The 24,160-nt window shown below is 72.6% G+C and carries 21 protein-coding genes; 6 read left to right on the forward strand and 15 right to left on the reverse strand.

Annotation, left to right across the window (positions count from 1 at the left end):
• The 9 genes from ACZ4M5_RS17000 to ACZ4M5_RS17040 all read right to left on the reverse strand — a co-directional run bounded on the left by ACZ4M5_RS17000 (position 1) and on the right by ACZ4M5_RS17040 (position 11,272).
• Complete coding sequence (locus ACZ4M5_RS17000) at positions 1–1,413, reverse strand: DEAD/DEAH box helicase (RefSeq protein WP_467737489.1); 1,413 nt, start codon at positions 1,411–1,413, stop codon at positions 1–3.
• Between the two features lie 162 nt (positions 1,414–1,575).
• Positions 1,576–2,388 carry an SDR family NAD(P)-dependent oxidoreductase gene (locus ACZ4M5_RS17005; protein WP_467737491.1) on the reverse strand — a complete coding sequence of 271 codons (813 nt, stop codon included), beginning with the start codon at positions 2,386–2,388 and terminating at the stop codon, positions 1,576–1,578.
• A gap of 75 nt (positions 2,389–2,463) precedes the next feature.
• A complete protein-coding gene (locus ACZ4M5_RS17010; protein WP_467737493.1) occupies positions 2,464–2,727 on the reverse strand; it encodes a hypothetical protein in 264 nt (87 codons plus the stop codon).
• Positions 2,728–2,853: 126 nt separating this feature from the next.
• A complete protein-coding gene (locus tag ACZ4M5_RS17015) occupies positions 2,854–4,101 on the reverse strand; it encodes a DUF2254 family protein (RefSeq protein WP_467737495.1) in 1,248 nt (415 codons plus the stop codon).
• A gap of 144 nt (positions 4,102–4,245) precedes the next feature.
• Positions 4,246–5,319, reverse strand: a complete 1,074-nt coding sequence (locus tag ACZ4M5_RS17020) for an NlpC/P60 family protein (RefSeq protein ID WP_467737497.1) — start codon at positions 5,317–5,319, stop codon at positions 4,246–4,248.
• A gap of 17 nt (positions 5,320–5,336) precedes the next feature.
• Positions 5,337–5,819, reverse strand: a complete 483-nt coding sequence (locus ACZ4M5_RS17025) for a poly-gamma-glutamate biosynthesis protein PgsC/CapC (RefSeq protein ID WP_369193132.1) — start codon at positions 5,817–5,819, stop codon at positions 5,337–5,339.
• Between the two features lie 72 nt (positions 5,820–5,891).
• Positions 5,892–7,622, reverse strand: a complete 1,731-nt coding sequence (gene pgsB, locus ACZ4M5_RS17030; protein WP_467737500.1) for a poly-gamma-glutamate synthase PgsB — start codon at positions 7,620–7,622, stop codon at positions 5,892–5,894.
• Positions 7,623–7,628: 6 nt separating this feature from the next.
• Complete coding sequence (locus ACZ4M5_RS17035; RefSeq protein WP_467738025.1) at positions 7,629–9,896, reverse strand: HAMP domain-containing protein; 2,268 nt, start codon at positions 9,894–9,896, stop codon at positions 7,629–7,631.
• A 209-nt stretch (positions 9,897–10,105) separates the two neighbouring features.
• Positions 10,106–11,272 carry a CapA family protein gene (locus tag ACZ4M5_RS17040; RefSeq protein ID WP_467737502.1) on the reverse strand — a complete coding sequence of 389 codons (1,167 nt, stop codon included), beginning with the start codon at positions 11,270–11,272 and terminating at the stop codon, positions 10,106–10,108.
• A 137-nt stretch (positions 11,273–11,409) separates the two neighbouring features.
• Here ACZ4M5_RS17040 and ACZ4M5_RS17045 point away from each other — a divergent pair, with 137 nt between their 5' ends.
• From ACZ4M5_RS17045 to ACZ4M5_RS17055, 3 genes are all read left to right on the forward strand, one after another.
• On the forward strand, positions 11,410–12,288 hold the full coding sequence (locus ACZ4M5_RS17045) for a hypothetical protein (RefSeq protein ID WP_467737504.1): 879 nt from the start codon (positions 11,410–11,412) through the stop codon (positions 12,286–12,288).
• 328 nt (positions 12,289–12,616) lie between these two features.
• Positions 12,617–13,237 (forward strand): SRPBCC family protein, encoded by a 621-nt coding sequence (locus ACZ4M5_RS17050; protein ID WP_467737506.1) that lies wholly within the window; start codon positions 12,617–12,619, stop codon positions 13,235–13,237.
• A 38-nt stretch (positions 13,238–13,275) separates the two neighbouring features.
• Positions 13,276–15,588: an FdhF/YdeP family oxidoreductase gene (locus ACZ4M5_RS17055; RefSeq protein WP_467737508.1), complete on the forward strand. Its 2,313-nt coding sequence runs from the start codon at positions 13,276–13,278 to the stop codon at positions 15,586–15,588.
• 28 nt (positions 15,589–15,616) lie between these two features.
• Here ACZ4M5_RS17055 and ACZ4M5_RS17060 read toward each other — a convergent pair whose 3' ends face one another.
• The 3 genes from ACZ4M5_RS17060 to ACZ4M5_RS17070 form a co-directional block, all read right to left on the reverse strand.
• Positions 15,617–16,321 (reverse strand): class I SAM-dependent methyltransferase, encoded by a 705-nt coding sequence (locus ACZ4M5_RS17060; protein WP_467737510.1) that lies wholly within the window; start codon positions 16,319–16,321, stop codon positions 15,617–15,619.
• Positions 16,322–16,392: 71 nt separating this feature from the next.
• Positions 16,393–17,028, reverse strand: coding sequence for a TIGR04282 family arsenosugar biosynthesis glycosyltransferase (locus ACZ4M5_RS17065; protein ID WP_467737512.1), 636 nt, complete (start codon positions 17,026–17,028; stop codon positions 16,393–16,395).
• A complete protein-coding gene (locus ACZ4M5_RS17070; RefSeq protein WP_467738027.1) occupies positions 17,025–17,741 on the reverse strand; it encodes a glycosyltransferase family 2 protein in 717 nt (238 codons plus the stop codon). Before ACZ4M5_RS17070 ends, ACZ4M5_RS17065 begins: the two co-directional genes overlap by 4 nt.
• Positions 17,742–17,886: 145 nt before the next feature.
• Between ACZ4M5_RS17070 and ACZ4M5_RS17075 the strand changes: the two genes are divergently transcribed.
• The gene (locus ACZ4M5_RS17075; RefSeq protein WP_467737514.1) at positions 17,887–18,609 is read left to right on the forward strand and encodes a response regulator transcription factor; all 723 of its coding nucleotides are present in this window, start codon (positions 17,887–17,889) and stop codon (positions 18,607–18,609) included.
• Positions 18,599–19,711 (forward strand): sensor histidine kinase, encoded by a 1,113-nt coding sequence (locus ACZ4M5_RS17080; protein WP_467737516.1) that lies wholly within the window; start codon positions 18,599–18,601, stop codon positions 19,709–19,711. Before ACZ4M5_RS17075 ends, ACZ4M5_RS17080 begins: the two co-directional genes overlap by 11 nt.
• 59 nt (positions 19,712–19,770) lie before the next feature.
• Here ACZ4M5_RS17080 and ACZ4M5_RS17085 read toward each other — a convergent pair whose 3' ends face one another.
• From ACZ4M5_RS17085 to ACZ4M5_RS17095, 3 genes are read right to left on the reverse strand one after another with little or no spacing between them, the layout of a single operon-like run.
• Positions 19,771–20,823 carry an NAD-dependent epimerase/dehydratase family protein gene (locus ACZ4M5_RS17085; RefSeq protein WP_467737518.1) on the reverse strand — a complete coding sequence of 351 codons (1,053 nt, stop codon included), beginning with the start codon at positions 20,821–20,823 and terminating at the stop codon, positions 19,771–19,773.
• A 52-nt stretch (positions 20,824–20,875) separates the two neighbouring features.
• Positions 20,876–21,319: a hypothetical protein gene (locus ACZ4M5_RS17090; RefSeq protein ID WP_467737520.1), complete on the reverse strand. Its 444-nt coding sequence runs from the start codon at positions 21,317–21,319 to the stop codon at positions 20,876–20,878.
• Positions 21,316–22,452, reverse strand: a complete 1,137-nt coding sequence (locus ACZ4M5_RS17095) for a molybdopterin-dependent oxidoreductase (RefSeq protein ID WP_467737522.1) — start codon at positions 22,450–22,452, stop codon at positions 21,316–21,318. Before ACZ4M5_RS17095 ends, ACZ4M5_RS17090 begins: the two co-directional genes overlap by 4 nt.
• Positions 22,453–22,628: 176 nt before the next feature.
• Here ACZ4M5_RS17095 and ACZ4M5_RS17100 point away from each other — a divergent pair, with 176 nt between their 5' ends.
• A complete protein-coding gene (locus ACZ4M5_RS17100; protein WP_467737524.1) occupies positions 22,629–23,975 on the forward strand; it encodes a hypothetical protein in 1,347 nt (448 codons plus the stop codon).
• Positions 23,976–24,160: the final 185 nt, after the last annotated feature.

Here is a 24,160-nt window from a genome sequence, read left to right on the forward strand (position 1 = left end):
TCAGCCGCCGCGGCGCACCCGGGCGGCCTTGCGGGCCTCCGCGAGCTTGCGGGCCTCGCTGCTCTTGCGGGACGGTCTGCCGCCGGAGCCGCCGTTCGGGTCCTTGGCGCTGCCCAGGCCCCGGAACGGAAGGTTGTGGTTCTTGGGGCGCGGTGCGGCCGGTCCACCGTCGAGGGGCAGGCCGGAGGGGGTCCTGGCGCCGGTGATCCGGCTCAGCTCCGCCTCGCCGGACCGTACCTTCGTGACCACAGGGGTGACGTCCGCGTCCGTGATGACCTGGCTCGTCTCCCGGCGCTGTCCCGGCAGGACGAGGGTCACGACGGTGCCGGAGCGGCCCGCTCGCGCCGTGCGGCCGGCGCGGTGCAGGTAGTCCTTCGGGTCGGTGGCCGGGTCGACGTTGACGACGAGATCGAGGTCGTCGACGTGCAGGCCCCGGGCGGCGACGTTCGTCGCCACCAGCGCGGTGACCTGGCCTTCCTTGAACTGCGCCAGGGTCCGGGTGCGCTGCGGCTGGGACTTCCCGCTGTGCAGGGCGGCCGCGGCCACGCCACTGGCCCGCAAGTGGCGCGTGAGCAGGTCGACGCCGTGCTTGGTGTCCAGGAACAGCAGGACACGGCCGTCCCGGGCGGCGATCTCCGTGGCCACGGCGTACCTGTCGGGCCCGTGCACGACGAAGAGGTGGTGCTCGACGGCCGGCACGGAACCGGACGAAGGGTCCACCGCGTGCACGGCGGGGTCGCGCAGGCGGCGGCGCACCAGGTCGTCGACGTCCCGGTCCAGCGTGGCGGAGAACAGCATGGTCTGCCCCGCGGAGACCACCTGGTCCAGGATCTCGTCCACCTGCGGCAGGAACCCCAGGTCACACATCTGGTCGGCCTCGTCCAGGACCACGATGCGCACGCGTCCCAGCCGGCAGCCCTTGCGTTCGACGAGGTCGTGCAGCCGGCCCGGCGTGGCGACGACGATCTCGGCACCCTCCCGCAGCGCGGCGGCCTGGCGCCCGATGGAGACTCCCCCGACCACGGTGGCGAGCCGCAACCGCAGCGCCTCGGCGTGGGGCGTGAGCGCCTCGGCGACCTGTTGCGCCAGTTCCCTGGTGGGGACCAGCACGAGCGCCAGCGGCTCCTTGGGCTGTGCGCGCCGCCCGGCCGTGCGGGTCAGCAGGGCCAGACCGAAGGCGAGCGTCTTGCCGGATCCCGTGCGTCCCCTGCCCAGGACGTCCCGGCCCGCGAGCGCGTCCGGCAGCGCGGCGGCCTGGATGGGGTAGGGCACGGTCACGCCCTGCTCGTCGAGCGTGCGCAGGATCGGGGCGGGGAGGCCGAAGCGGGCGAAGGACGTCACCTCGGCAGCCGCGCCGGGCCCGGCGGAATCGTCGTCGTGGGACCGGACCGCACTGCGTGCTGAATCGCTCAAGGAGAGCCTTCCTCGGGGAGGGACCGTACCCGGGAAGGCGCGGCAGGGGATGTGATCACCGGCCGGGACACCGATCGGAGCGGTGGACGGCGACGCGGCAAACAGCCGACGGTAGCACGGCGGGCGGTCCGGCCCGTGGCCGACCGGTGGGGGCGGGCGGGGTCAGCCCCGGGGCCCTGTGCCCTCCTCGGTCCCGCTCTCCGGCTCGGCCATCCGCCGGTGCGCCGCGGCCTTGACCCCGTCGGGCAGCACCTTCCCGGCCAGCCCCTGCACCTTGGTCTTCAGGGACCCGGTCACGACCTTCTTGTCACCCCGCACGATCGCCTCGAAGGCCTGCTCGGCGACCTGGGCGGGGTCGTCCTTCTTCATGGTGCCGATCTCGGTGTCGTCCGCCATGCCCGCCCGGTCGAAGAAGTCGGTGTCGGTCGGCCCGGGCATGAACGAGGTGATCGTGACGCCCGTGTCCTTCACCTCCTCCGCCAGCGCCTGGGCGAAGGACTGCACGAACGACTTGGAGGCGTTGTAGACGGGCTGGAAGGCGCCGGGCATCGTCGAGGCGACGGACGAGGTGAACGCGATGCGGCCCGCGTCGCGCGTCACCATGGCCCGCAGCAGCGGCTTGGCCAGTCGCACGGTCGCGGTGACGTTGAGATCGATGACTTCCTGATCGTCGGCGAGGTCGGTGTCGACGAAGGCGCCGCCGCGGCCCACACCCGCGTTGAGGACGGCGACGTCGACGGTCAGCCCGTCGAGTGCGTCCAGCAGCGCGTACCGCCCTTCGGGCGTCCGGAGGTCGGCGCGCACCGCCCGTACCTCCGCGCCCGACTCGCGGAGGGTCTTCGCGGCGGGTTCCAGTCGTTCGTCCTCGGCGTTCACCACCAGGTCATAGCCGTGAGCCGCGAACTGCCGGGCCAGTTCGCGGCCGATCCCGCTGGACGCCCCGGTGATCAGGGCGAGTGGCCGTGTGTCAGTCATGGCGGACGAGTAGCCCGCACGGCGCGGTTGAAAGCGCGCCGTGCCCGTTCTTCCCCTGGCGTGCGCGGCGAGCCACTACCGCGCCCGCCGGGAGGGGCGGTTCGACCGTCGGCGGACGGTGACGAAGCAGGCGAGGACGCCGAGCGCCCAGGCGATGAGGAGGGCACCCCACAGGGGCATGGTCACCAGCGGGATCAGCAGACGGATCTGCACGTGCGAGCGGTTCTCGAAGATGAAGACCAGGGCGATCGCGGTGATCACGGCGAAGGGAATGAGGCGACGGGCTCCGGAGCTGGACGAGTGGGCCTGGTGTTCCGTGTCCTTGGTGGTCCGGGTCATGAGGTGCCTCTCGATCGGGTGGGCCCCCTCCCAGCATCCCCATCGGGCGCGCGGCACGCCACCGAGGTCATGCCGCAGACGGGCGGGCCGGCCTGCGCGATGCCGGGACGCTCCGGACGGCGGGCCTCAGGTCCAGATGAACGAGTACGTCGTTCTGCCGGTCCGGTCCACCCATCGCAGCCGGTCGTCCACGGGCTCGCGCCTGTCGTCGGGCGTCAGCTCCAGCAGCCTGCGCAGGAGGTCGCGGGTTCTGCGCAGGACCATCGGGGCTCCGGTGGCGGCGAGGACGACGTCGTCGACGGCGAGCCGGACGTAGTCGTCCCAGCCGGGGACCGGGACATCCACCCGGGTCCGCCCGGTGGAGTCGTCGAACCGCCCCACGTCGAGGTCGCTGCCCGCGAGACGGACCAGCAGGCCCTCGATCCGGTCCAGGGCCTCGACCGCCGTCGCCGGGTCGTTGATCGCCGGCGACAGGGCGCGGAGGGCGATGTCGACGAGCAGTCTGAACGGCAGTCCGGGATCCTGGGTGAAGATCCGCTCGACTCCGGTCAGGAGGGCTCCGCGCACTGCGCTCTCCCCCGCGCCGCCCCCGGTGACCTCCGCGATCACCGTCCCCTCCGACAGGGTCGCGCCCGGGGCGACCTGGAACGCCACCGAGAAGTCGTGCCTGCGAGCCGATGCCACGAGTGCCGGCATGTCGATCGTCTGCAGCACGGCGGGCGGCCCCGCCCAGCGGACCGGCGTCCCCGAGCCGGCCATGAGGGGCGGCGGTGCCGCGCCGGCGGCCCTCGTGAACGGACGGGCATAGAGGGTCTCGTACAGCCGGTGCGCCCGGACGGCGATCGCCGAGAGGGAATGCCCCAGCTGGATGGAGTCGAAGGCTCTCATCTGGAGGGTGCGCATCAGGGCGAGAGCCACCAGCGTGAGGATCATGGCCGCGCCCGGGACGAAAGCGGAGACCCTCCGCTGTGATCCGACGGCCAGGCCCGCGGTGATGCAGAAGACGAACACGCCGATCGTGAAGGCGAAGGTCCGCCACACCACCGGTTCGTGGCGGAACAGGCTGAGCCGGGGCGTGAACGTGCTCGCGGAGAACTGCACGACCAGGAACAGCACCGAGTAGATGATGCTGACCAGGCTGATGACCCCGAAACCCAGGGTGAACAGCACGCTGACCACACGGCCCACGTCCGCCCGGGGCCCGGCGGTGACCAGCGGGGCGAGCAGCCCCAGACCCGCGCCGAGCACGGCACAGAGCAGTTGCGACAGGTTTCTGCGGACCGGGGGCGTCAGCCTGCGGGGCGACATGAGCCGCTGCTCGCGCGGTCGCGGCCGGGAACCTCCGAGGGAGATGCCTCCCGTACGTTCGGGCATTCAGCCGTCCTCTGAGACGTCCAAGCATCGGAACATGCCCGGGCTGCTCAGGTGAGACCCGCCCGGCCGCGCGACATGCCCATTGCAGCACCGGGAGCGCACGAGCGCATGCGGGCCGGTCCGGGGCGGGGACCCCGGACCGGTTCAGAGCCGCTTGGCGCTGCGCAGGGTCTTGGCGTAGTAGCCGTTGCCGTCGAGCCGGGACACGCCGCCGACGTCGCCGATGGTCGGCCCGTTGACCTCCTCGCGGCTCGACACGAAGATCAGGTGACCTTCGGTGTCGTGGCCGAGTACCATGCCGACGTGGTCCAGTCGCTGGCCGGTGCGGGTGTCCAGCTTGAAGAAGGCGAGGTCGCCCGGCTGGAGCTGGTCGATGGCGGCGGGCCGGTCCTTGGCGGAGACGCCGGTGAGCGGCAGGATGTCGACGCCCTGCTTGGAACGGGCCATGCCGTTGGCGGTGCGGGGCAGGCCGTTGCCGGAGGTGTCGGAGGACATCAGGGGGTAGCGGGCCCGGTAGCCCAGCACCATGCGGATGAAGCCGGAGCAGTCGATGGACTTGGCCCGCATGGACTCCGGCTGTCCGACGACGCCGTCGCGGAAGGGGTAGGGCACCTGGAGGTAGTCGTAGAAGTCGGACTGCTCCAGTCTCAGGTCGCCGCCCTCGGCCCCGCTGGTGTTGAGCGGGCCGAAGTTGGCGTCACCGGCGTAGACGGTGCCCCTCTCGTCCTTCTTCTCCTGTGCGCCCGCCACGTACTGGAAGGCGAACGCGAAGATGTCGTCCTCCTTGCTGTCCTCGTACTCGGCGTACCAGTCCTTGAACCACTTCTTCTCCTGGGCGCCCTTGGCCCAGGGCTCCGGCATCAGCCGCACCCAGTCCGTCGTGCTGACCTTGGACGCGGTGGAGGCCGGTTCCTGGAAGGTGCGGGCCGGGCCGGTCAGCGTCGCGGTGCGCGCGCCGTCCGTGAACACGGCCTTGATCTGGCCGTCGGACCCGCGCAGCACGGACCGCGCCGGGTTCTCCAGTCGGGACCAGGTCGCCTTGCCGGTCTCCTTGGTGCCGGTGCTGCGGCCGCCCTCCAGGACACCGACGTTGCGCACCTCGGTGACGCCCTGGTCGTCCTGCTTGCGCAGCTCCAGCGTGAGGTAGCCGGAAGTGCCGACGAGCGCCAGCAGCACCGCGCCGGTGACGACGGGCCTCGACTTCTTCTTCCCTGCCATCGTTTGCTCCTCGGTTCTCAGACGGTCGGCATGACGCCGAGCAGCAGGCCGGCGGCGACGACGATGTAGGCCATGAGGGACACGGTGCCGGTGGCCAGCAGCGTGGCCCCCTTGGGCTGGCGCACCATCTGGTAGGCGATCAGGCCCGGCACGATGAAGCCGAGCGTCTGGTTGCCGTACATCAGCGGGAACTCGAGCGAGAGCACGATCATCACCGTGGCCTGCAGCAGCACACCCAGCAGCACCACCGCGGCGAACAGCCGCTTGCCGTAGAGGATCACCAGCCGCTGCATGATCTTGGTGCCGCCGTAGGTCAGCGCGGTGACGCCCACGACCATGGCCGCGCGCTGGAGGTCTTCGATGAGGGTGAGCGCCAGCCAGCCGGGCGTGATCATGCCGCCGGGCGACAGGTTGGTCGTGAGATAGCACAGCAGCGAGAAGAACAGGCCTATGGCGATGCCCAGGGCGGCCATCTCGGGGGTCAGGGCGGCGGTGGTCAACGGGGTCTCCGGACGAAGGGGTGCGGTGGTCGTGGGCGGGTGGGCGGCGTACGGGGCCACCTCTCCGCGGGGTCAGGCGCGCGGCTGGTGTCCCTCGCCGTCGTCCGGGTGCGGGCGCGGCCGGCGGCGGTGTGCGTCGGGGTGCGGGTGCGCTCCCCCCGGCCGGGCCGGGGCGCTGAACCAGCCGGAGCCCTGCGCGTCCTGCGCCCGGCCGCCGTCGGCGGCGGCGTGCGCGCCGGGGCCGTTGGTGTGCTCCTGGGCGGGGGGCGCGACCTGACCGTGGTGCTGTGCCGGTGGGTACGACGAGGCCGCCGGGCCGTGGTCCTGCGCGGTGCCGTACGCGCCGCCGCCTGCGGCGCGGCCGTCGCCGTACTGCCATGACGCGCCGTCGTGGGCGGACGAGGCCGAGTGGCCGTGCTGCCCCGCCGTGCCGGCATACGTGTGCGCGGTGCCGCCGTACGACGCCGTCGGCTGTGCGGGGATGCGGATCACCGGGATCTCCTGGGTCTGCGACGCCTGGTACCGCTCCTCGTACGCGGTGGGGTACGAGGCGAACGGGTCCAGGCGCTGGGCCTGCTGCGGGGCGCTGGCGACCGCGTCCGGGGCCTCCTCCACCGCGCTCTCGTCGGCCGGGAGTTCGGCCAGGTGCTCCAGTAGTTCCTCGCCCTGCCCGTGGATGTTGCCGATGGCGACCAGGGAGGAGCCGTCGGACATGCGGCCGAGCAGGGTCGGCATGAACTCCTCGGCCGAGCGCCGCTCGCCGCCGAGGTCGACCGCGCGGTCGCGCCAGTCGGCGGGGATGGCGTCGATGGCGCTCTTGGCCGGGTGGCCGATGACGAAGACGTTGTCCGGCTGGAGGTCGGGGATGATCTCGCCCATCTGCCCGTTGCGCTCCACCCGGTCGGGACGGCAGTTGATGACGACGTTCAGCGGGCGGCGGATCGCTCCGAGGTCGAGCAGCTGGTTGATGTTCATCAGCGTCGACTCCGGGTCGTTGGCCGCGAAGACGTTGGCGAAGGCGAGCCGCTTGCCGTCGGGCGCGACATAGCGTTCGACCGAGAGCACACCCGGGTCCGGCGGGGCGTCGTACATGCCCTGGAGCGCGACCTTGCGCTCGACGCCGAGCAGGTCGGCCACGACCAGGGCGATCGCCACGTTCTCCTTGAAGGTGAACCAGCTGAAGCCGCGCAGCTCCTCGTCGGTGACCGTCTCCGGGTCGGCGTAGATCAGCCGGCAGTTCCGGGCGTCCGCCTCCTCCTGGAGGATGTGGAAGCGCTCCTTCTCGGCCGTGACGCAGATGCCGTTCTCCGGCATCGAGCGGCACAGCGAGCGCGCGACGTCGTCCAGGGTCGGTCCCATCTCGGCGAGGTGGTCCTCACGGACGTTGCACAGCACGCCGATCGTGGACCGGATCAGCTTGCTCTGGTTGACCTCCTGGAGCGCGGGCATGACGGCCATGCACTCGATGACGAGCGCGTCGGGGCGATAGGTGGCGGCCCGGCGGACGATGCCGATCTGCTCGACGACGTTGGCGATGCCGAACTTGCGGTAGACCGGCTCCTCCGTGGCGTCGGGGTGGATGAAGCGCGCCGCGGTACCGGTCGTCTTGGCCACGGTGACCAGGTCACCGCCGCGCAGGGCGCCGGCGCACAGCCGGGTGATGGACGACTTGCCGCGGATGCCGTTGACCAGCACGCGCGAGGGGATGGTGTGCAGGGCGGCGTAGTGCCTGCGCTGTTCGACGACGCCCGCGACGAACAGGCAGATCCCGCCGATGAGCAGGACGAAGTAGAGGTAGAGCACAGCCGGTCACCTTCCTCGGGCGCCGAGCGGGGGCTCGGCACTGCGGCGGGCCTGGTTCTGCCTGCGGGCCTGCAACTGCTGGCGGACCAGTTCGAGGCTGCGGACGACGGCCCCCACCTCGTCGTGATAGCGGGGGTAGAGCACGGTCTTGAGGTCACCGTCGGCCAGCTTCTCGGCGCTGTCGGCGAGGGCGCGCAGGGGGCGGACGACGACCAGGTGGATCCAGCCCAGGCAGACCACGATCAGGGCGAGCCCGAGCATCCCGGCGAGCACGCTGCGGTCCTCGCGCTCGTAGGGGGTGATCTCGAAGTGCTTGGCGTTCTGCCAGCTGACGACGGTCCAGCCGATGTCCGCGGCGACACCGCCGCCGGAGAAGGGCGCCGCGGCGGCGACGGTGACGGAGCGTCCCTCGCGGATGAGCAGCCCGTTCTCCACGGGGCCCGCGCCGGCCCTGACCCCGCCGGCCCGTACGAGGTCGGTGAGGGAGTCGCGCGGCAGGTCCTCGAAGGCGAGGAAGCCGTCGCTGGCGGCGATGGTCCTGGCCTCGGCGTCGACCACCCGGACCTCGCCGAGTCCGGGCCGGGCGAGCAGCGAGTTCAGGAACTCCACCCGGATCTCGCCGACGAGCGTCAGGTCCTTGTGCTCCGGCAGGGGTGCCCCGGCCTGGACGACGGGCTTCTTGCCGCCCTCGCCGGTGACGCGGACGAGCGGGGCCTCCCGGCCCTTCGTCCCGGCGTCCTCGTCCCAGCCGCCGTGCGGCTCGGCTCCGGCGCGCGCGACGACGTCACCACCGCGGCCGACGACGTACAGGGAGCCGTAGCGCGTGTGCTTGCGCACGGCGTCGTCGAGCACGTCGGTGGTGGCGTCGGGGTCGTCCGGGTCGATGAGGCGGGTCATGGAGGTGAGGTCGGCCTGGGCCTCGTTCAGGGCGCGGCGGACCCGGTCGGCGACGAGGTCGGAGCGGTCGCGCTGGTCGTTCACCATGGTGCTGGGCACGCTCACCGAGGCGTCCGTGCGGTTGAGCAGCAGGCCCACCGGCACACACCACAGGAGCAGCAGGACGGCCGTGACGGCCAGCGACACCCGCAGTCCGAACCGGCCCCGGCGGCCCTTGCCGCCGGCGGCGGCGGGGCCGGTGCCCATGTCGGACAGCTGTCCGCGCAGTCGTTCCAGGGCGGCGCCGACGCGGGCGGCCTCGCCCCAGCGGGGCACGGCGACGGGCCGGGTCAGGTCGCCGCGGGCCAGGCGGCGGGACTCCAGGAACAGCGCCAGCAGGGGCCGCTGCACGGCTCGCCACAGCAGGGCCGCGGCCAGCAGACCGACGACCACGAGGACGCCGGCCGCGACCAGCCCGTACAGTTCCCGTTCCTGTCCGACGGCCTGTTCCTGCACGACGGGCAGCATGGCCACCACGGTCAGTCCGAGTCCCGCGCCGACGCTGCGGCGCTGCTCGGGGTCGGCGGAGGCGAGGGAGGCGTAACCGGCGGTGGCGACACGGCCGTTGTAGGAGTCGCCGAGCAGGGTGCCGCTGACACCCGGGTACCCGTGGGAGCCGGGCTCGCGGGCACTGACCGGGTTCTGCTCGGTTCTCGCGGCGGCCTGCTCCGACAGCCTGGTCATCTGCTTCTGCAGGAAGGTCAGTTCGTCGCGTTCGGCGTCCGAGTTGAGCGCCTCGGCCTGCTCGAAGCCTTCCGTGGCGAGGACTTCGCCGCCACGGGCCACGACGGCCATCGACCGGAACGGGCCCAGGTTGATCGCGGGCACGGACAGGCTGTTGGAGGCGACGAGCAGCTGTTGCGGTCCGTCCTTGCGGTCCAGCAGCGCCATGGTCATCAGCCGTACGTCGCCGGTCTCCAGGCGCACCATGCGCGGGGTCAGGGCGTGCCGGCCGGTGAGGACCTCCTTGTCCAGCCAGCCCAGAGGAATCGTTTCACCCCTGGCTGCCAGGACCTTGCCGCTCTCGAGGTCCAGCACGGTGGTGCCGGTCCACTTCTGGTAGGTCCGGCTCAGGTCGGACAGCACGCGCTCCGGGTCGGTGGGCTTGCCCTCGTTCAGCACGGCCGCGGTGCGGTTCAGGTCGGTGACCCGCTCGTCGATGGACGCGCGCAGGGCGATCGCGCCGTCCTCCGCGAAGTGCTGCTGCGAGCCCAGCACCGCCTTGGGTACGGCGGGCTCACCGGCCGGGCCGAGCACCTTCGCGGTCAGCCCGGCCAGGGCGATGATCAGCAGGCACAGCAACGCGATCGGCGGTCGTACGCCGCCCAGCAGCGGCATGTCCGCGCGTCTGCGCAAGCGCCGCCGGCCGCCCCGTCCGGGACGCGGGGCGCCTTGGGTTGAAGTCACCGGTGGTTTCCTTCGCCTCTTCACTACTCGGGCGCTCGCGGGAGCCACCGCTGACGCGGGGGTGAGACGCCGTCGCCTTAATGGACCTTCGACACGCGCGAGGGTTGGGTTCCTCGCGCGAAATCCGCCTGTGTCGCTGGTCACGTCCCCAGGGAGAGCTGCCGGAGGCCGTCGCCGCCGGGGGCGCCCCGGTTGTGGAGGAAGCCGCGGGTGCGGTCGGCCGCCAGCCGGTAGCGGGCGAGCCGCTCCTCGGACAGGTCACCCGGGTCGTCCAAGGCGCCCTGCACGTCCACCACCCGGTGATCGGCGACCGCGCCCTCGGGTGCCTTCTCCCCCGCCTCCAGCTCCGGCGGGATGTCGACCAGCGTGGTCCGGTAGCGGGCGCTGACGTTCCAGCCGTCGGCCGTCTCCTTGAACTCGAACCAGCCGATCGCGCCCTCTTCGGTGAGGCCGGTCGGCGAGGAGTGCCGGGCCACCTGGTTGCCGAGGCTGTAGGCGATCCAGGTGCCGTTGACCTTCTGGATGGGCTGCACCACGTGGGAGTGGTGGCCGATCACCAGGTCGACCCCGGTCTCCTTGGTGATCCGCTCGGCGAGCTCCAACTGCGGCACGCTCGGTTCGTTGTAGTGCTCCAGGCCCCAGTGGACCGTGAGGATGACGACCTCGGCGCCCTTCTGCCGGGCGCGGGTCTCGGCCTTCTTGATGGCGTCGGTGCTCAGCCGGTTGAAGGCCCAGCGCTCCTTCTCGGGTGTGGGGTTGAGGAAGGACTCCCAGGAGAAGGCGAGGTGGGCGACCTTGACGCCGTTGACGTCGCGGATGTTGATCTGCTTCGCTTCCTCGGGTGTGCGCGCGGACCCGGTGTGACCGAGACCCACCTTGTCCATCGCGTCCAGGGTGCGCTTCACGGCCTTGAGGCCGTGGTCGTAGGTGTGATTGGAGGCCGTCGAGCAGGTGTCGTACCCCACGTCCTTCAGGGACGTGAGGATCTGCGGCGGAACGAGGAACTCGGGGTACCCCTCGAAGGGGCCCTTGGGAGTGCCGACCGGCGTCTCCATGTGACAGATGGCCAGATCGGCCTTGCTGACGACCGGCTTCACCCCGGCCATCAGCGGTCCGAAGTCCAGCCCCGCCCGACCCTTGCCGGTCTTCTCGGCGTCCTTGGCCGCCTGTTCGACCAGCTCGGGGTGGATGAGCACGTCACCGGCGGCGGCGACGGTGAAGGAGCGGCCGCCCGGCTTCACCTGGGCCCCGGACGGCTCGGAGGTGCAGGAGGCGACGAGGCCGGCCAAAGCACCCAGAACCGCCACCGAGCGACCTATACGGAGAGACTTACGGAATGTCACCGCGACATACTCACACGTCACGCACACCTCAATCGATCTCTGCCATCACAAGAACATCACGTTTCGCTCGCATTTTCGCCCCAGCGGTTTTGATCCTCGCGATGGCGGCATGTGACTCGACCTCGTCCGACGACACGGAACCCTCGGCTCCGCGAGCTCGGGAACTCGTCGACCTCAGCAGCCGGATCCTGGACTACACCGCCGGCTTCGAACCCGGCGCCGCCTACACGCCGCCCGCGGACGACGAGCGTGCGCGGCTGGCGAAGGGGGTGGGGCGCCTGCTCGACGGCGACGCCGCGGCGGCGCAGCGCCTGCTCGCCCCGCTCGGCCTCGGCGTCACCCGCCTCACCGACACCGACACCGGGCGCCGCTACGACGAGATCGCCGCCACCCGGTCCTCGGGGGACGCCGCGGGCTGGGGCCGCCTGTACGTGACCGCGGACTCGGCGCTGCGCTGGAACGTGCAGGTGCCGCACCCCGTGTCCGACCGCGCCACCGAGGAGCTGGGCGTCCGGCTGCTGGAGGAGACGCCGTCCGGTGCGCTGGTCCTGGCCGGTGCGCACCGCCGGGCGGGCCGCGCGGGCGAGGCGGACGTCGCGCACAGCGAGGACAGCGCCTTCCACACGGTCGTCGACGAGTTGCAGAAGCGCGGGGTGCCGGGTCTCCAGCTGCACGGCTTCGCGCAGACCTCCGATCGCCCGTACGAGGCCATCGTCTCCGGGGGCGTGGCCCAGAAGGCGTCCGACGAGGCCTCGGCACTGGCGGACCGGCTGGAGGCGGACGGTCTGCGGGTGTGCCGCGGCTGGTCGGCACGATGCCCGCTGGAGGGCACCCGGAACGTCCAGGGCCGCTCGGCCGAACGCCACCACGCCCCCTTCCTGCACGTGGAGCTGTCACCCGACGCCCGCGACGACGGCCCGGACTCCGCCGAGACGGCCCGGGCACTCGCCGACCTGCTGAGCACGTGGTCCCGCGACTGAGGCGGGCGGTGCCGGCTGCCCGGGCACGGCCGACAGCGGTCCCCGGCGCGGCCCGGCCGGCCACGGTCCTGGTGACCGGCTGAGCAGGGCCGCTACGACGGGCTCCGGCCCCGGCGGGTCTCCCGGCCAGGTCGGGTCACAGTGAGTGGCGGCCGGCCGCGCAGGGGGTGAAGCTGGAGGTGACGCTCTCGTCACCGGGACCGTACGGGGCGCCGGCGCACCGGGGTGACTCGATGCGCGCGATGGGGGAACCGGAACAGAAGCCCCGACCCACGAGCGGAGGCCGGGTGCCCGGACGCCCGGTTCCCGCACCGGAAGAGAGACCACGATGGCGCACGAAGACGACGGCGGGCAGGCCGTGCCGAACACGCCGGGGACGCGCACCGACGACGGAAGCGTCAAGCGCCGCCGTCCGCTGCGCGAGCGGCACGTCGAAGAGACGGTCGAGCTCGCGGTACCGGTCCGCACGGCCTACAACCAGTGGACGCAGTTCAAGACCTTCCCGCGCTTCTCGGCCGTGGTGCGCGACGTCGAGCAGCTCAGGCCCACCGTCACCGCGTGGACCCTCGGCTACGGCCCCCTGCGCCACCGCTTCATGGTCGAGACCGTGGAACAGGACCCCGACTCCTACCTGGCCTGGCGCGGCCTGGAGCAGCATCCCACCCATCAGGGCGAGGTCGAGTTCAGGCCGACGGAGTCCGGCGGCACCGCGCTCACGGTCCGGATGCTCCTCGAACCGCGGGGGGCCGCGCGGGTGCTCACTCGCTCCTCCCGGGTCGTCGGCCTGACCGCCCGGCTGGTGCGCGGGGAACTGTTGCACTTCAAGGACTTCCTCGAGGGACTGGGCCAGGAGGGCGGCGCCTGGCGCGGCACCATCCGCAACGGCCGCGTCCAGCACGACACCCCGGAACCGCCCAGGAGCCGTGTCGCCCAGTGGCCCGTCGGCTGACCCGCGTACCGGACACGGCGAGAGAAAGGCGCACAGCGATGCAGAACCCGCCCGGCGAGGAGCAGGAGACCTCCCTCTCCGTGACACCGCCGAAGAAGTGGGCGGCCGGAGTTCCCGCGGTCGTGCACGCACTGGAGTACTCCCTGGAGCAGACCTCGCCGCGCAAGACCGGGGTGGATCTGCTGACCATGAACCAGGTGGGAGGGATCGACTGCCCCGGCTGCGCGTGGGCGGACCCCGCCCCGGGCCGGCGCCATCGCAACGAGTACTGCGAGAACGGCGCCAAGCACATCAACGACGAGGCCACGACGCGCCGGATCACCGCCGACTTCTTCCGCGAGCACAGCGTGAGCGATCTGGCCGCCCGGTCCGACATGTGGCTCAACCAGCAGGGCCGGCTCACCGAGCCGATGATCAAGCGGCCCGGATCGGACCACTACGAGCCCATCGGCTGGAGCGACGCCCTGGGGATCCTCGCGCGGGAGCTGCGGGGACTGGACTCTCCCGACGAGGCCGTCTTCTACACCTCCGGCCGCGCCAGCAACGAGGCGGCTTTCGTCCTCCAGCTCTTCGCCCGGGCCTTCGGCACCAACAACCTGCCCGACTGCAGCAACATGTGCCACGAGTCCAGCGGCTTCGCCCTGAGCGAGACCCTGGGCGTCGGCAAGGGCACCGTGAGCCTGGAGGACCTCCATCACGCGGACCTGATCTTCCTGGTCGGCCAGAACCCGGGCAGCAACCACCCGCGGCAGCTCAGCGCCCTGGAGGAGGCCAAGCGCAACGGCGGCCGCATCGTGGCGGTGAACCCGCTGCCGGAGGCGGGGCTGCGGCGCTTCAAGAACCCGCAGAAGCCGAGCGGGATCGTCGGACGCGGCACGCAGATCGCCGACGCCTTCCTGCACATCAAGCCGGGTGGCGACCTCGCCCTGTTCCAGGCCCTGAACCTGCTGCTGCTGGAGGCGGAGGACGCCCGTCCCGGCACGGTCCTCGACCACGACTTCATCGAGGCCCACACCTCGGGCTTCGAGGAGTTCGCCCGGCACGCCCGCGGCGTCGACTGGGACGACGTGCGCACGGCGACGGGACTGACCCGCGAGGAGATCGAGAAGGTCCGCGACGAGGTCCTGAGGAGTGAACGGGTCATCGTCTGCTGGGCGATGGGCATCACCCAGCACAAGCACGGTGTGCCCACGATCCGGGAGATCGTCAACTTCCTCATGCTGCGCGGCAATCTGGGACGTGCCGGGACGGGCGCGTGCCCGGTGCGCGGCCACAGCAACGTCCAGGGCGACCGCACGATGGGCATCTGGGAGCAGATGCCGGACACTTTCCTGGACGCCCTGCAGAAGGAGTTCGGCTTCGACCCGCCGCGCCCGCACGGCCTGGACTCGGTGGACTCGATCAAGGCGATGCTGGAGGGCCGCGTCAAGGTCTTCCTCGCGCTGGCCGGGAACTTCGTGCGCGCCGCGCCCGACAGCGAGGTCACCGAGAAGGCGATGCGCTCGTGCCGGCTGACCGCCCACATCTCCACCAAGCTGAACCGCTCGCACACCGTCTGCGGTGACACCGCGCTGATCCTGCCGACCCTGGGACGGACCGAGCGCGACGTCCAGGCCGACGGCGAGCAGTTCGTCACCGTGGAGAACTCCATGAGCGAGGTGCACACGTCGCAGGGGCGCCTCGAACCGGCCTCGCGCATGCTGCTGAGCGAGGTCGCCATCCTGTGCCGGCTCGCCCGGCTGACCCTCGACGGCAAGGGGGACATCCCCTGGACCAAGTTCGAGGGCGACTACCACACCATCCGCGACAGCATCTCCCGGGTCGTGCCGGGCTTCCACGACTTCAACGCCCGGGTGACCCGCCCGGGCGGCTTCCAGCTGCCCAACCCGGTCAACGAGGGCGTGTTCAAGACCAAGGTGGGCAAGGCTCTGTTCACGTGCAACGAGCCGGTGGTCCCCCGGGCTCCCGAGGGGCACCTGCTGCTGCAGACCCTGCGCTCGCACGACCAGTGGAACACCGTCCCGTACACGAACAACGACCGCTACCGCGGCATCCACGGCAGCCGTCACGTCGTCCTGGTCAACCCGGCCGACCTGCGTGAGCTGGGTCTCGCCCAGGGCGACCGGGTGGACCTGGTGAGCGTCTGGGAGGACGGCTCCGAGCGCCGGGCCGAGAACTTCGAGGTCGTGCCCTACCCGGCCGCCAAGGGCTCGGCCGCCGCCTACTACCCGGAGACGAACGTCCTGGTGCCGCTCGACAGCGTCGCCGACATCAGCAACCAGCCGGCGTCGAAGGGCATCGTGGTCCGTCTCGAACCGACGAGCGACCGGAGCAGGCCCGCACCGGTCTGACCGCAGTGAGGCACCCTGGCGTCCGGAATCACGGGGCCGTCCCCTGCGCGGCAGCGGGGGTGTTGCGCAGGGCCAGGAAGCAACGCCCCCCAAAAGTCCACCGGTCGACGGCGGTCCAGCCGGCGGCACGGGCCGCGTCGTGCAGGGCGACGACCCCCAGGCGCGCCCACGCGAAGGGCCGCCCGTAGCGGCCCCGGCCGTCCTCGATCCGCACCAGCAGACGTTCGTCGACGTCCTGGCCGAGCGCTTCGGCGAGGAGGAGCCCGCCGGGAGCCGTGACCCGGCCGATCCGGGCCAGCAACGTGACGGGGTCGCCGGCGATCCCCGCGTTGCCGTCCAGGAGCAGGGCCGTCGACCACCGCCCCTCACCGGGCACGCGCTCGAAGACGGAACGCCGTACGGCAGCGCCGCCCAGCCGGCGTGTGCGGGCGACGGCGGCGGGGCTGACGTCGATGCCGAGTGCCGGTACGCCCCGGCCGGTGAGAGCAGCCACGAGCCGCCCGGGTCCGCAGCCGATGTCCAGGACGGGACCTCGGCAGCGGCGCAGGACACTCAGGTCCGCCGCGTCCGGTGGTGCACACCAGCGCTCGACGTCCAGCGGCAGCAGGCGCTCCCCGCCGGCGGCGGCGTCGGTGAGGGAGCGCAGGAAGAGCGGACCGCGGCCGGCGTGGAGGGCGGCGTCGTAGGGGTCGTCGACCCACGGCCGGCGCTGTGCCGGTGGGACGGTCGTCACGGTCCTCGGGTGTCCCCGCCCGGCGAGGGGCGCCGGCTGCCCGGGACGCAGGGTCGGGGCGTCCGGGCCGGTCACCGGACGGCCCGGGGCAGCGCGCGCAGTGCGGCGGTGAAGTGCGAGTCCGGGGGACAGAGGGTGCCGACGTGATGCGCGTCCTCGGCGGTGTCGACGTCCCGGAGCACGGGCAGGTCCCGTACGACGAGGCCCGCGTCGAGGAGGCGTCGCCGCTGAAGGGCTCCGGTGTGGGGCGTGGACATGGGCACTCCCCGGACCAGGTGACCGGCCCGCGCCGGCGTTCTGAGTCCCAGGGCCCAGAAGCCGCCGTCGGCCGCCGGTCCGAACCAGGCGTCGGTGCCGTCCCAGGTGATGCCGGTGAGCAGGTCGGACGTCAGCTGGGGTGTGTCCATGCCCACCAGGACCGCCGGACCGGACCGGCATCCGGTCAACGCGGCGGCGATCCGCTCGTCCAGGGGCCCGCGGGCCTGCGGGACGACGTCGAAACCGGCCGGCAGCCACGGCCCCGGCGCGCCGTCGAGGACGAGCACCCGGCGCGCCGCGGGGACGCGGGTGATCGTGTGCAGGGTGTCGGCCAGCGCCGCTTCGGCCAGAGCGGCGGCCTGACCGGGGGTGAAGGCCGGGGTGAGCCGGGTCTTGACGCGGCCCGGCAGGGGCTCCTTGGCGATCACCAGCAGGGTCGGCGGGTTCACCGTGCTCCTCCCCCGTCGCGCGACGTGGGAGCCGTGGGGCGTTCGTCGAGGACGCGGCGCATGTCCCGGACGGCGTGCCAGGTGCCGCGCCAGGTTCCGGTGACCTTGGAGCGCCCGGTGCGCGGGTGGTACGGGACGTCCGTCTCGCGCACGCGCCAGCCGGCGTCGGCCGCGCGGACGACCATCTGCAGGGGGTATCCGGAGCGCCGGTCGGTCAGGTCCAGCGCCAGCAGCTCGGTGCGACGGGCCGCGCGCATGGGACCCAGGTCGTGCAGGGGCAGGCCGGTGCGGCGGCGGATCAGGCGGGCGAGTTCGGCGTTGGCCAGGCGGGCGTGCGGTGGCCAGGCGCGGAAGGTGGTCGGGCGCCGTCGGCCGAGGACCAGGTCGGCGCCGCCCGTGGTGAGCGGGGCGACCAGCGCGGGCAGCAGCGCCGGGTCGAGGGAGGCGTCGCAGTCGCAGAAGCAGACGACGTCGGCGGTGGCCGCGGCCAGCCCGGCGTGGCAGGCGGCGCCGAACCCGCGGCGTGGTTCGCCGACCACGTGGGCTCCGTGGGCCCGGGCGGTCTCCGCGGAGCGGTCGGTGCTGCCGTTGTCGACCACGATCGCGCGCCAGTGGCGGGGGATCCGGCTCAGCACCCAGGGCAGGGCCGCCGCCTCGTTCAGACAGGGCAGCACCACGTCGACAGGGTCGGTGGAGGTCGGGGATTCGTCGATCACGTGACTCACCCTACGAACGCAAAAGGGGCATAAAGGATCTCGCGGCCTTACGGATCGCTGACGTCCGGTCCTGCTTACCGTTTGCTGACGTCTGTGCCCGGCCCGCGACACGTGTGGCCGCTCCGGTGCCAGACTCGTAGCCGTGAAACGTGTACTGGTCGTCGACGACGACCCGACCATCGTGGAAGTCGTCGCCTCGTACCTGACCCGGGCGGGCCTGGCCGTCACCGTGGCCACGGACGGGCCCGCGGCGGTCGCGGCCGTCGCCGCCGAACTGCCGGACCTGGTGGTGCTCGACCTGATGCTTCCCGGCATGGACGGCTTCGAGGTGTGCCGCCGTATCCGCGGGCGCGGCCCGGTGCCCGTCATCATGCTGACCGCACGCGGTGACGAGGAGGACCGCATCCTCGGCCTGGAGATCGGGGCGGACGACTACGTCACCAAGCCTTTCAGCCCCCGCGAACTCGTTCTGCGCGTGCAGTCCGTGCTGCGCAGGGCCGCGACCGCGCACACCACGGACCGGGACGGCGGCGCCGCCCACGAGATGCGGGCCGGTTCGCTCGTCCTGGATCCGTCGGCCCGCCGCGCCCGTCTGCGAGGGCGTGAACTCGCCCTGACGTTGCGCGAGTTCGACCTGCTGGAGTACTTCCTGCGCCATCCCGGGCAGGCCACGAGCCGCGAGGACCTCATGCACCGCGTGTGGGGGTGGGAGTTCGGGGATCTGTCCACGGTCACCGTCCACGTGCGGCGGCTGCGGGCGAAGATCGAGGACGATCCGGCACGGCCGCGGCTGATCAGCACGGTGTGGGGCGTCGGCTACCGCTTCGACGCGGATCCGGCGGGAGGGGCTCACGATGTGGCATGACACGATGCTGATCGTCCTGTACGCGACGATCGGCGCGGTGGGCGCCGGTGTGCTGGGCACGCTGGTGCTGAGGCTGCTGCGCAACCGGTCCCTGACGGTGTCGCTCGCCGTCGTCGCCGGTGTCACGGTCGTGGCGATGCTCTCCGGAACGATGCTCGTGGCCTGGGCGATGCTGCTGTCCGACCACGACCTGTGGGTCGTGACGACGGTCTGCTCGATCGCCGCCGTCGTCTCGCTGGTCGTCGCCCTCGTCCTGGGCCGGAGTGTCGTGCGCGGCAGCCGGGCGCTGGCCCGGGCCACCCGCGCGCTCGGTGAGGAGGGCGTCTTCACCCCGCCGGCTGCCGCGCCCACCGCGGAACTCGCCGAACTGGGCCGGGAACTGGCCGAGACCAGCGCGAAGCTCAGCGCCTCGCGTGAACGGGAACGCGCCCTGGAGGAGTCCCGCCGTGAGTTGGTCGCCTGGATCTCGCACGATCTGCGCACGCCGCTGGCGGGCCTCCAGGCGATGACCGAGGCGCTGGAGGACGGCATGGTCGCCGACCCGCACGTGTACCACGCCCGGATGCGCGCGGAGGTGGGGCGCCTCAGCGAGATGGTCGGCGACCTCTTCGAGCTCTCCCGCATCCAGGCCGGGGTGCTGACGCTGAGCACGACCCGGATGTCGGTGTACGACCTCGTCGACGACGCGCTGGCCGGAGCGGGCGCCTTGGCCGAGGAGCACGGCGTGCGGCTGGTGGGCGACGGCGTCGAGCCCGTTCCCGTCGAGGTGGACGGCCGTGAGATGACCCGGGTGCTGACCAATCTCCTGGTCAACGCGATCCACCGCACCCCCGCCGACGGTACGGTCGCCGTCTCGGCCCGGCGGGAGTCCGGTGACGTCGTCCTGGCGGTGACCGATGCCTGCGGCGGGATCCCGCCCGAGGATCTGCCCCGGGTCTTCGACACCGGCTGGCGCGGAACCGACGCCCGTACGCCACCGGCCGGGGCGGGTCTCGGTCTGGCCATCGTGCGCGGCATCGTCGAAGCCCACCGGGGCCGCGCGGCGGTGCACAACATCCCCGGCGGCTGCCGCTTCGAGGTGCGTCTGCCCGCCACCGCCTGAGGTCGCCCCTCCACCGGCCGCAAGGCCGGGGGCGGGGCTCCCCCGGTCCGGACGACCGGTCAGTCGCCGCGCAGCGGTGCCGTGGCGAACTCGGTCATCCCCTGGGCGAACGGCACGTTCGGCTTCCACCGCAGTTCCTCGCGCAGCCGGCGGGAGGAGGCGGTGATGTGCCGGACATCGCCCAGCCGGTACTCGCCCGTCACCATGGGGGTGCTTCCGCCCCGGGCGGCGGCCAGAGCGGCGGCGGCCTCACCCACCGTGTGCGGCTCTCCGCTGCCGACGTTGTAGGCCCGCGCCGTTCCCTCCGGCAGGGAGCGCAGTCCCGCGAGGGCCGCCAGGTTCGCCTCGGCGACGTCCCGGACGTGGACGAAGTCCCGCAGTTGTCCGCCGTCCTCGAACACGCGCGGCGGCTGTCCCCTCTCCAGCGCGGACCGGAACAGCGACGCGACCCCGGCGTAGGGGGTGTCCCGGGGCATCCCCGGCCCGTACACGTTGTGGTAGCGCAGGGCGGCCACGCGTCCGCCGGTCGCCCGGGCCCAGGAGGCGGCGAGGTGCTCCTGGGCCAGTTTGGTCGCCGCGTAGACGTTGCGGGGGTCGGTGGGCGCGTCCTCGGTGACCGGGCCGGGGGCGAGCCGGGCGCCGCACCGCGGGCAGGGCGGTTCGAACCGGCCCGCCTCCAGGTCGCTCACCACCCGGGGGCCCGGCCGGACCTGGCCGTGGCGCGGGCAGGTGTAGCGGCCCTCGCCGTACACGACCATGGAACCGGCCAGGACCAGGTGCGCAACGCCGGCCGCGGTCATCTCGGCCAGGAGCACGGCCGTCCCGAGATCGTTGCAGGCGACGTAGTCCGGGGCGTCGGAGACGTCCTTGCCCAGCCCGACCATCGCGGCCTGATGCAGGACGGCGTCGACTCCGGCGAGCGCGTCCGCGACGGCCTCCGCGTCGCGGACGTCGGCGCGGCGGAAGTCGACCCCGTCGGGAACCGCCGGTGGGGCGTGGTGGGCGGCGGGGAGCAGGGCGTCGAGCACGCGCACGTCGTGGCCGTTGCGCAGCAGAGCGTCGACGATGTGCGAGCCGATGAAACCCGCACCGCCGGTGACCAGGATGTTCATGCCGCGACCGTACGGCTGCGGGGCGCCGTACGGGGCAAGCGGGCGCGGTGCGTCAGGAGTTCGTAAGGCTTGTGCCGCCGGCGTCTCCGCGTCGTGTCCCCTGCCGGCCGCGACGCACCTTGCGGACCGGCACGAGTACCGCGGTCACCACGGCCACGCTCAGCAGGGTGAGCAGCCAGTTGCGTGCGTAGTCCAGCGGGAGCACCGAGGGGTTGCCGCGGGGCCCGGGACGGAGCAGCGGCGGCAGGGCGACCGCGGTCAGCGCGCCGGCCACCAGCAGGCCGCCGCGGACGGCCCCACGGGCCGGGCCGCGCACCGCTATCACGCCGATCAGCAGCACCGCGGGCGCGATCAGCGCGTCGTGCAGCAGCACCGCACCCGCCAGCCACACCACCACGCCGCTCAGGTCGCGCACTTCCAGCAACAGGGACACACCCGTGCACAGCAGGGCCAGGCCGAGCAGGCCGGTGACCACTCGCACCAGTCGCGTCGTCATGCCCCCAGCACCTCCAGCCGGCCGACCCACTTGGTCTGCAGGACGCCCGGCCGGTTCGGTGCGATCAGCCGCGCCGGGAAGCCGTGGTCGGGGGCGAGTTCCTCGCCGTCGAGGCGCAGGGCGAGCAGGGTCAGCGGATCGCGCGCGTGCGCGACGTCCAGCTCGGACACCCGGTATCCCCCACGGGTCTGCAGGGAGATCACGCGGACGCGAGCGTGGGCGGGCGCACCCGCCCGCTCCAGCAGGTCGGCGATCCGCACACCGCCCCAGTGCGCCGACTTGCTCCAGCCTTCCACGCACGCGATGGGCAACTCGGCCTCGTACTGCGGCAGTCCGCGCAGGCCGGACAGCGTGAGGACGTAGGGGCGGGGACCGTCGACCGTGAGCCGGTAGCCGTCCGCGGCGATCGTCCCCACGCCGGCCGCCGCGGCGGTCCGGTTGACCGGAAGTCCCTGCGGGCCCTTGTCCGGGTGACGTGGAGCGAGGAGGTCGAGGCCCTTGAGGGGTGTGAAGGACTGGCCGACGGTCGTCACCGTCACCGCGCCGGCCGCCAGACCCACCGCGGTCAGCAACGAGCGCCGGTCCCACACGTCCTCCGCGGGAAGAGCGAGCGTGCCGGCCGACCGCCGGCTCCAATGGTCCCTGATCTCCGGCGCCTTGACCGCGATGTGCAGGACCAGGGATCCGGTGACCACCCAGGCCAGGGCGTAGTGCACGGGGACGAACGAGAACGGCCACGGGTACCACTGGGCCGTGTTGAGCAGGCCGGTCGCCACCTCCAGGACGGCGGCCCCCACCAGCAGTGCGACCGACAGGCGTTCCAGCGCGTGGCGCGGCGAACGGACGGGCGGCCAGGCGAACAACTTCGGGTACACGGTCCACAGCTTGGCGAGCAGCAGCGGGACGGCGGCGATGCCGGAAGCGACGTGCAGGCCCTGGGTGACCCGGTACCCCCAGATGGGACGGCTGGGGAATCCGGACGGCCACGTCGGAGGGTGCTGCATGAAGTGGCTGATCAGCCCGGTGACGAAGCACAGCGCGAAGGCGGCCGCGAGCCACCGGCCGATCACGGTGGCCGTACGGGGGTCGTGGAGCCTGCCGTGGAACCGGGGTGGGAGCAAGCGTGGTGTCATGTCTCCCATCCCACTGCCTGCTCGCGGGCGCCGGAACCATCAAACCCTTACGGGGCGGGGACGTCTACGCGCGGCGCGGTGACGGGCGAACCGGGCCCGGACGGGTGTCTTACGGACCTCTGACGTCCGCCGGTGAGACGGCCCCGCGCGACACACGTCGATCTAGCGTGGCACCGGTGAACCGCGCCTCTCTTCGTGATCTGTGCTCCGCCGCGCTCGCTGCCGGTCTGGTGACCGCGGCGATCCTCGTCGGACGTCACATCGACGACTTCCGTGACTCGCTGAGAGTCGGCTGGCCGCCGCTGCTGGCCGACTTCGACCCGCACGTCGGCCCGGGCACCCCCGCGGCCGTCCTCCTGGCGGTCGCCGGCGTCGCGTACGGGCCGCGGGTGTCGGCGGGCCTGCCGTGGCGGGCCCTGACCCTGGGCGCCTGGCTGACGTCCATGGCCTGGATCTGGTCCCTGGCACTGATCGACGGCCCGCACACGGGGGTCGCCGTGCGCCTCACGACCCGCCACGAGTACCTGCGGGTCATCGACCGCTTCCACGACATCCCGGCGGCGCTGGGCGGCTTCACCCAGCACATCCTGCTGGACTCCCCGGACAACTGGCCCGCCCACGTCGCGGGCCATCCGCCCGCCGCCACCGTGACCTTCGTCCTGCTGGACCGGGTGGGTCTGCACGGCGGCGGCTGGGCCGGGGCGTGGTGCATCACCGTGGGCGCCAGTGCCTGTGCGGCGGTCCTGATCGCCGTGCGCGCACTCGCCTCGGAGACACTGGCCCGTCGAGCGGCACCCTTCGTGGTCCTCGCCCCGGCCGCCGTATGGATGGGCACGTCGGCCGACGCCTACTTCGCGGGGGTGGCGGCGTGGGCCGTCGCCCTGCTCGCCGTGGCCGTCACCAGGCGCTCGTGCGGGGTGGCCGCCGTCTCCGGGCTGCTGTTCGGCCTCACCTGCTACCTCTCCTACGGCTTGACCCTGTTCGCCCCGATCGCCGCGAGCGTGCTGTTCCTGGGGCGTCGGGGTCTGCGGGCCCGGCCCGTGCTGGGGCTGGCCCTCGCGGCGGGCGCGGCGGTCGTCCCCACGCTGTTCACCCTGGCCGGCTTCGACTGGTGGGAGGCGTACCGGCTGCTCGTCACGCGGTACTACCAGGGGGCGGGAGGGGTCCGCCCGTACGGCTACTGGGTGTGGGCCAACCTCGCCTGCACGGTCGTCATCACCGGTCTCGCCACCTCCGCGGGTCTGGCCCGCGCCGCCGGGATGCCCGCGCGGCTCCGGCGGGGCGCGCCTGCACCCCACGACGAGGCCCGGGCACGACTGGCGCTCCTCGTCGGCGCCGCGTGCCTCGCCATCCTCGTCGCCGACCTGTCCGGCATGAGCAAGGCGGAGACCGAACGCATCTGGCTGCCGTTCGCGATGTGGCTGTTGCCGGCATGTGCCTACCTGCCGAGGGCGCGGGGCTGGCTGTGCGCACAGGTGCTCGTCGCTCTGACCGTCAACCACCTGCTGTCCACCGGCTGGTGACGCCCGACCGGGATGCCACGAGCGGCATCGGTCCGGTAGCGTGCGGGTCATGTCGAGTCCTGAGTCGGACGAGGTGGGGGCTCACGGTCACGCCGTCAGCCCCCTGAACCACTGATTCCGTAACGCTGCCGTCGCGCCGCTCCGTGTGGCGGGACGCGTGCGCGGTGGGGGCTGGCCGCGGTGAC

The organism is Streptomyces sp. NPDC026246 (assembly GCF_055567995.1).

What these genes read in the sequence shown, in the direction of transcription:
- ACZ4M5_RS17005 (WP_467737491.1), bottom strand. Translation starts at nt 2,388, where the DNA reads ATGACTGACACACGGCCACTCGCCCTGATCACCGGGGCGTCCAGCGGG.
- ACZ4M5_RS17010 (WP_467737493.1), bottom strand. Translation starts at nt 2,727, where the DNA reads ATGACCCGGACCACCAAGGACACGGAACACCAGGCCCACTCGTCCAGC.
- ACZ4M5_RS17015 (WP_467737495.1), bottom strand. Translation starts at nt 4,101, where the DNA reads ATGCCCGAACGTACGGGAGGCATCTCCCTCGGAGGTTCCCGGCCGCGA.
- ACZ4M5_RS17020 (WP_467737497.1), bottom strand. Translation starts at nt 5,319, where the DNA reads ATGGCAGGGAAGAAGAAGTCGAGGCCCGTCGTCACCGGCGCGGTGCTG.
- ACZ4M5_RS17035 (WP_467738025.1), bottom strand. Translation starts at nt 9,896, where the DNA reads ATGCCGCTGCTGGGCGGCGTACGACCGCCGATCGCGTTGCTGTGCCTG.
- ACZ4M5_RS17045 (WP_467737504.1), top strand. Translation starts at nt 11,410, where the DNA reads ATGGCGGCATGTGACTCGACCTCGTCCGACGACACGGAACCCTCGGCT.
- ACZ4M5_RS17050 (WP_467737506.1), top strand. Translation starts at nt 12,617, where the DNA reads ATGGCGCACGAAGACGACGGCGGGCAGGCCGTGCCGAACACGCCGGGG.
- ACZ4M5_RS17055 (WP_467737508.1), top strand. Translation starts at nt 13,276, where the DNA reads ATGCAGAACCCGCCCGGCGAGGAGCAGGAGACCTCCCTCTCCGTGACA.
- ACZ4M5_RS17080 (WP_467737516.1), top strand. Translation starts at nt 18,599, where the DNA reads ATGTGGCATGACACGATGCTGATCGTCCTGTACGCGACGATCGGCGCG.
- ACZ4M5_RS17085 (WP_467737518.1), bottom strand. Translation starts at nt 20,823, where the DNA reads ATGAACATCCTGGTCACCGGCGGTGCGGGTTTCATCGGCTCGCACATC.
- ACZ4M5_RS17090 (WP_467737520.1), bottom strand. Translation starts at nt 21,319, where the DNA reads ATGACGACGCGACTGGTGCGAGTGGTCACCGGCCTGCTCGGCCTGGCC.
- ACZ4M5_RS17095 (WP_467737522.1), bottom strand. Translation starts at nt 22,452, where the DNA reads ATGACACCACGCTTGCTCCCACCCCGGTTCCACGGCAGGCTCCACGAC.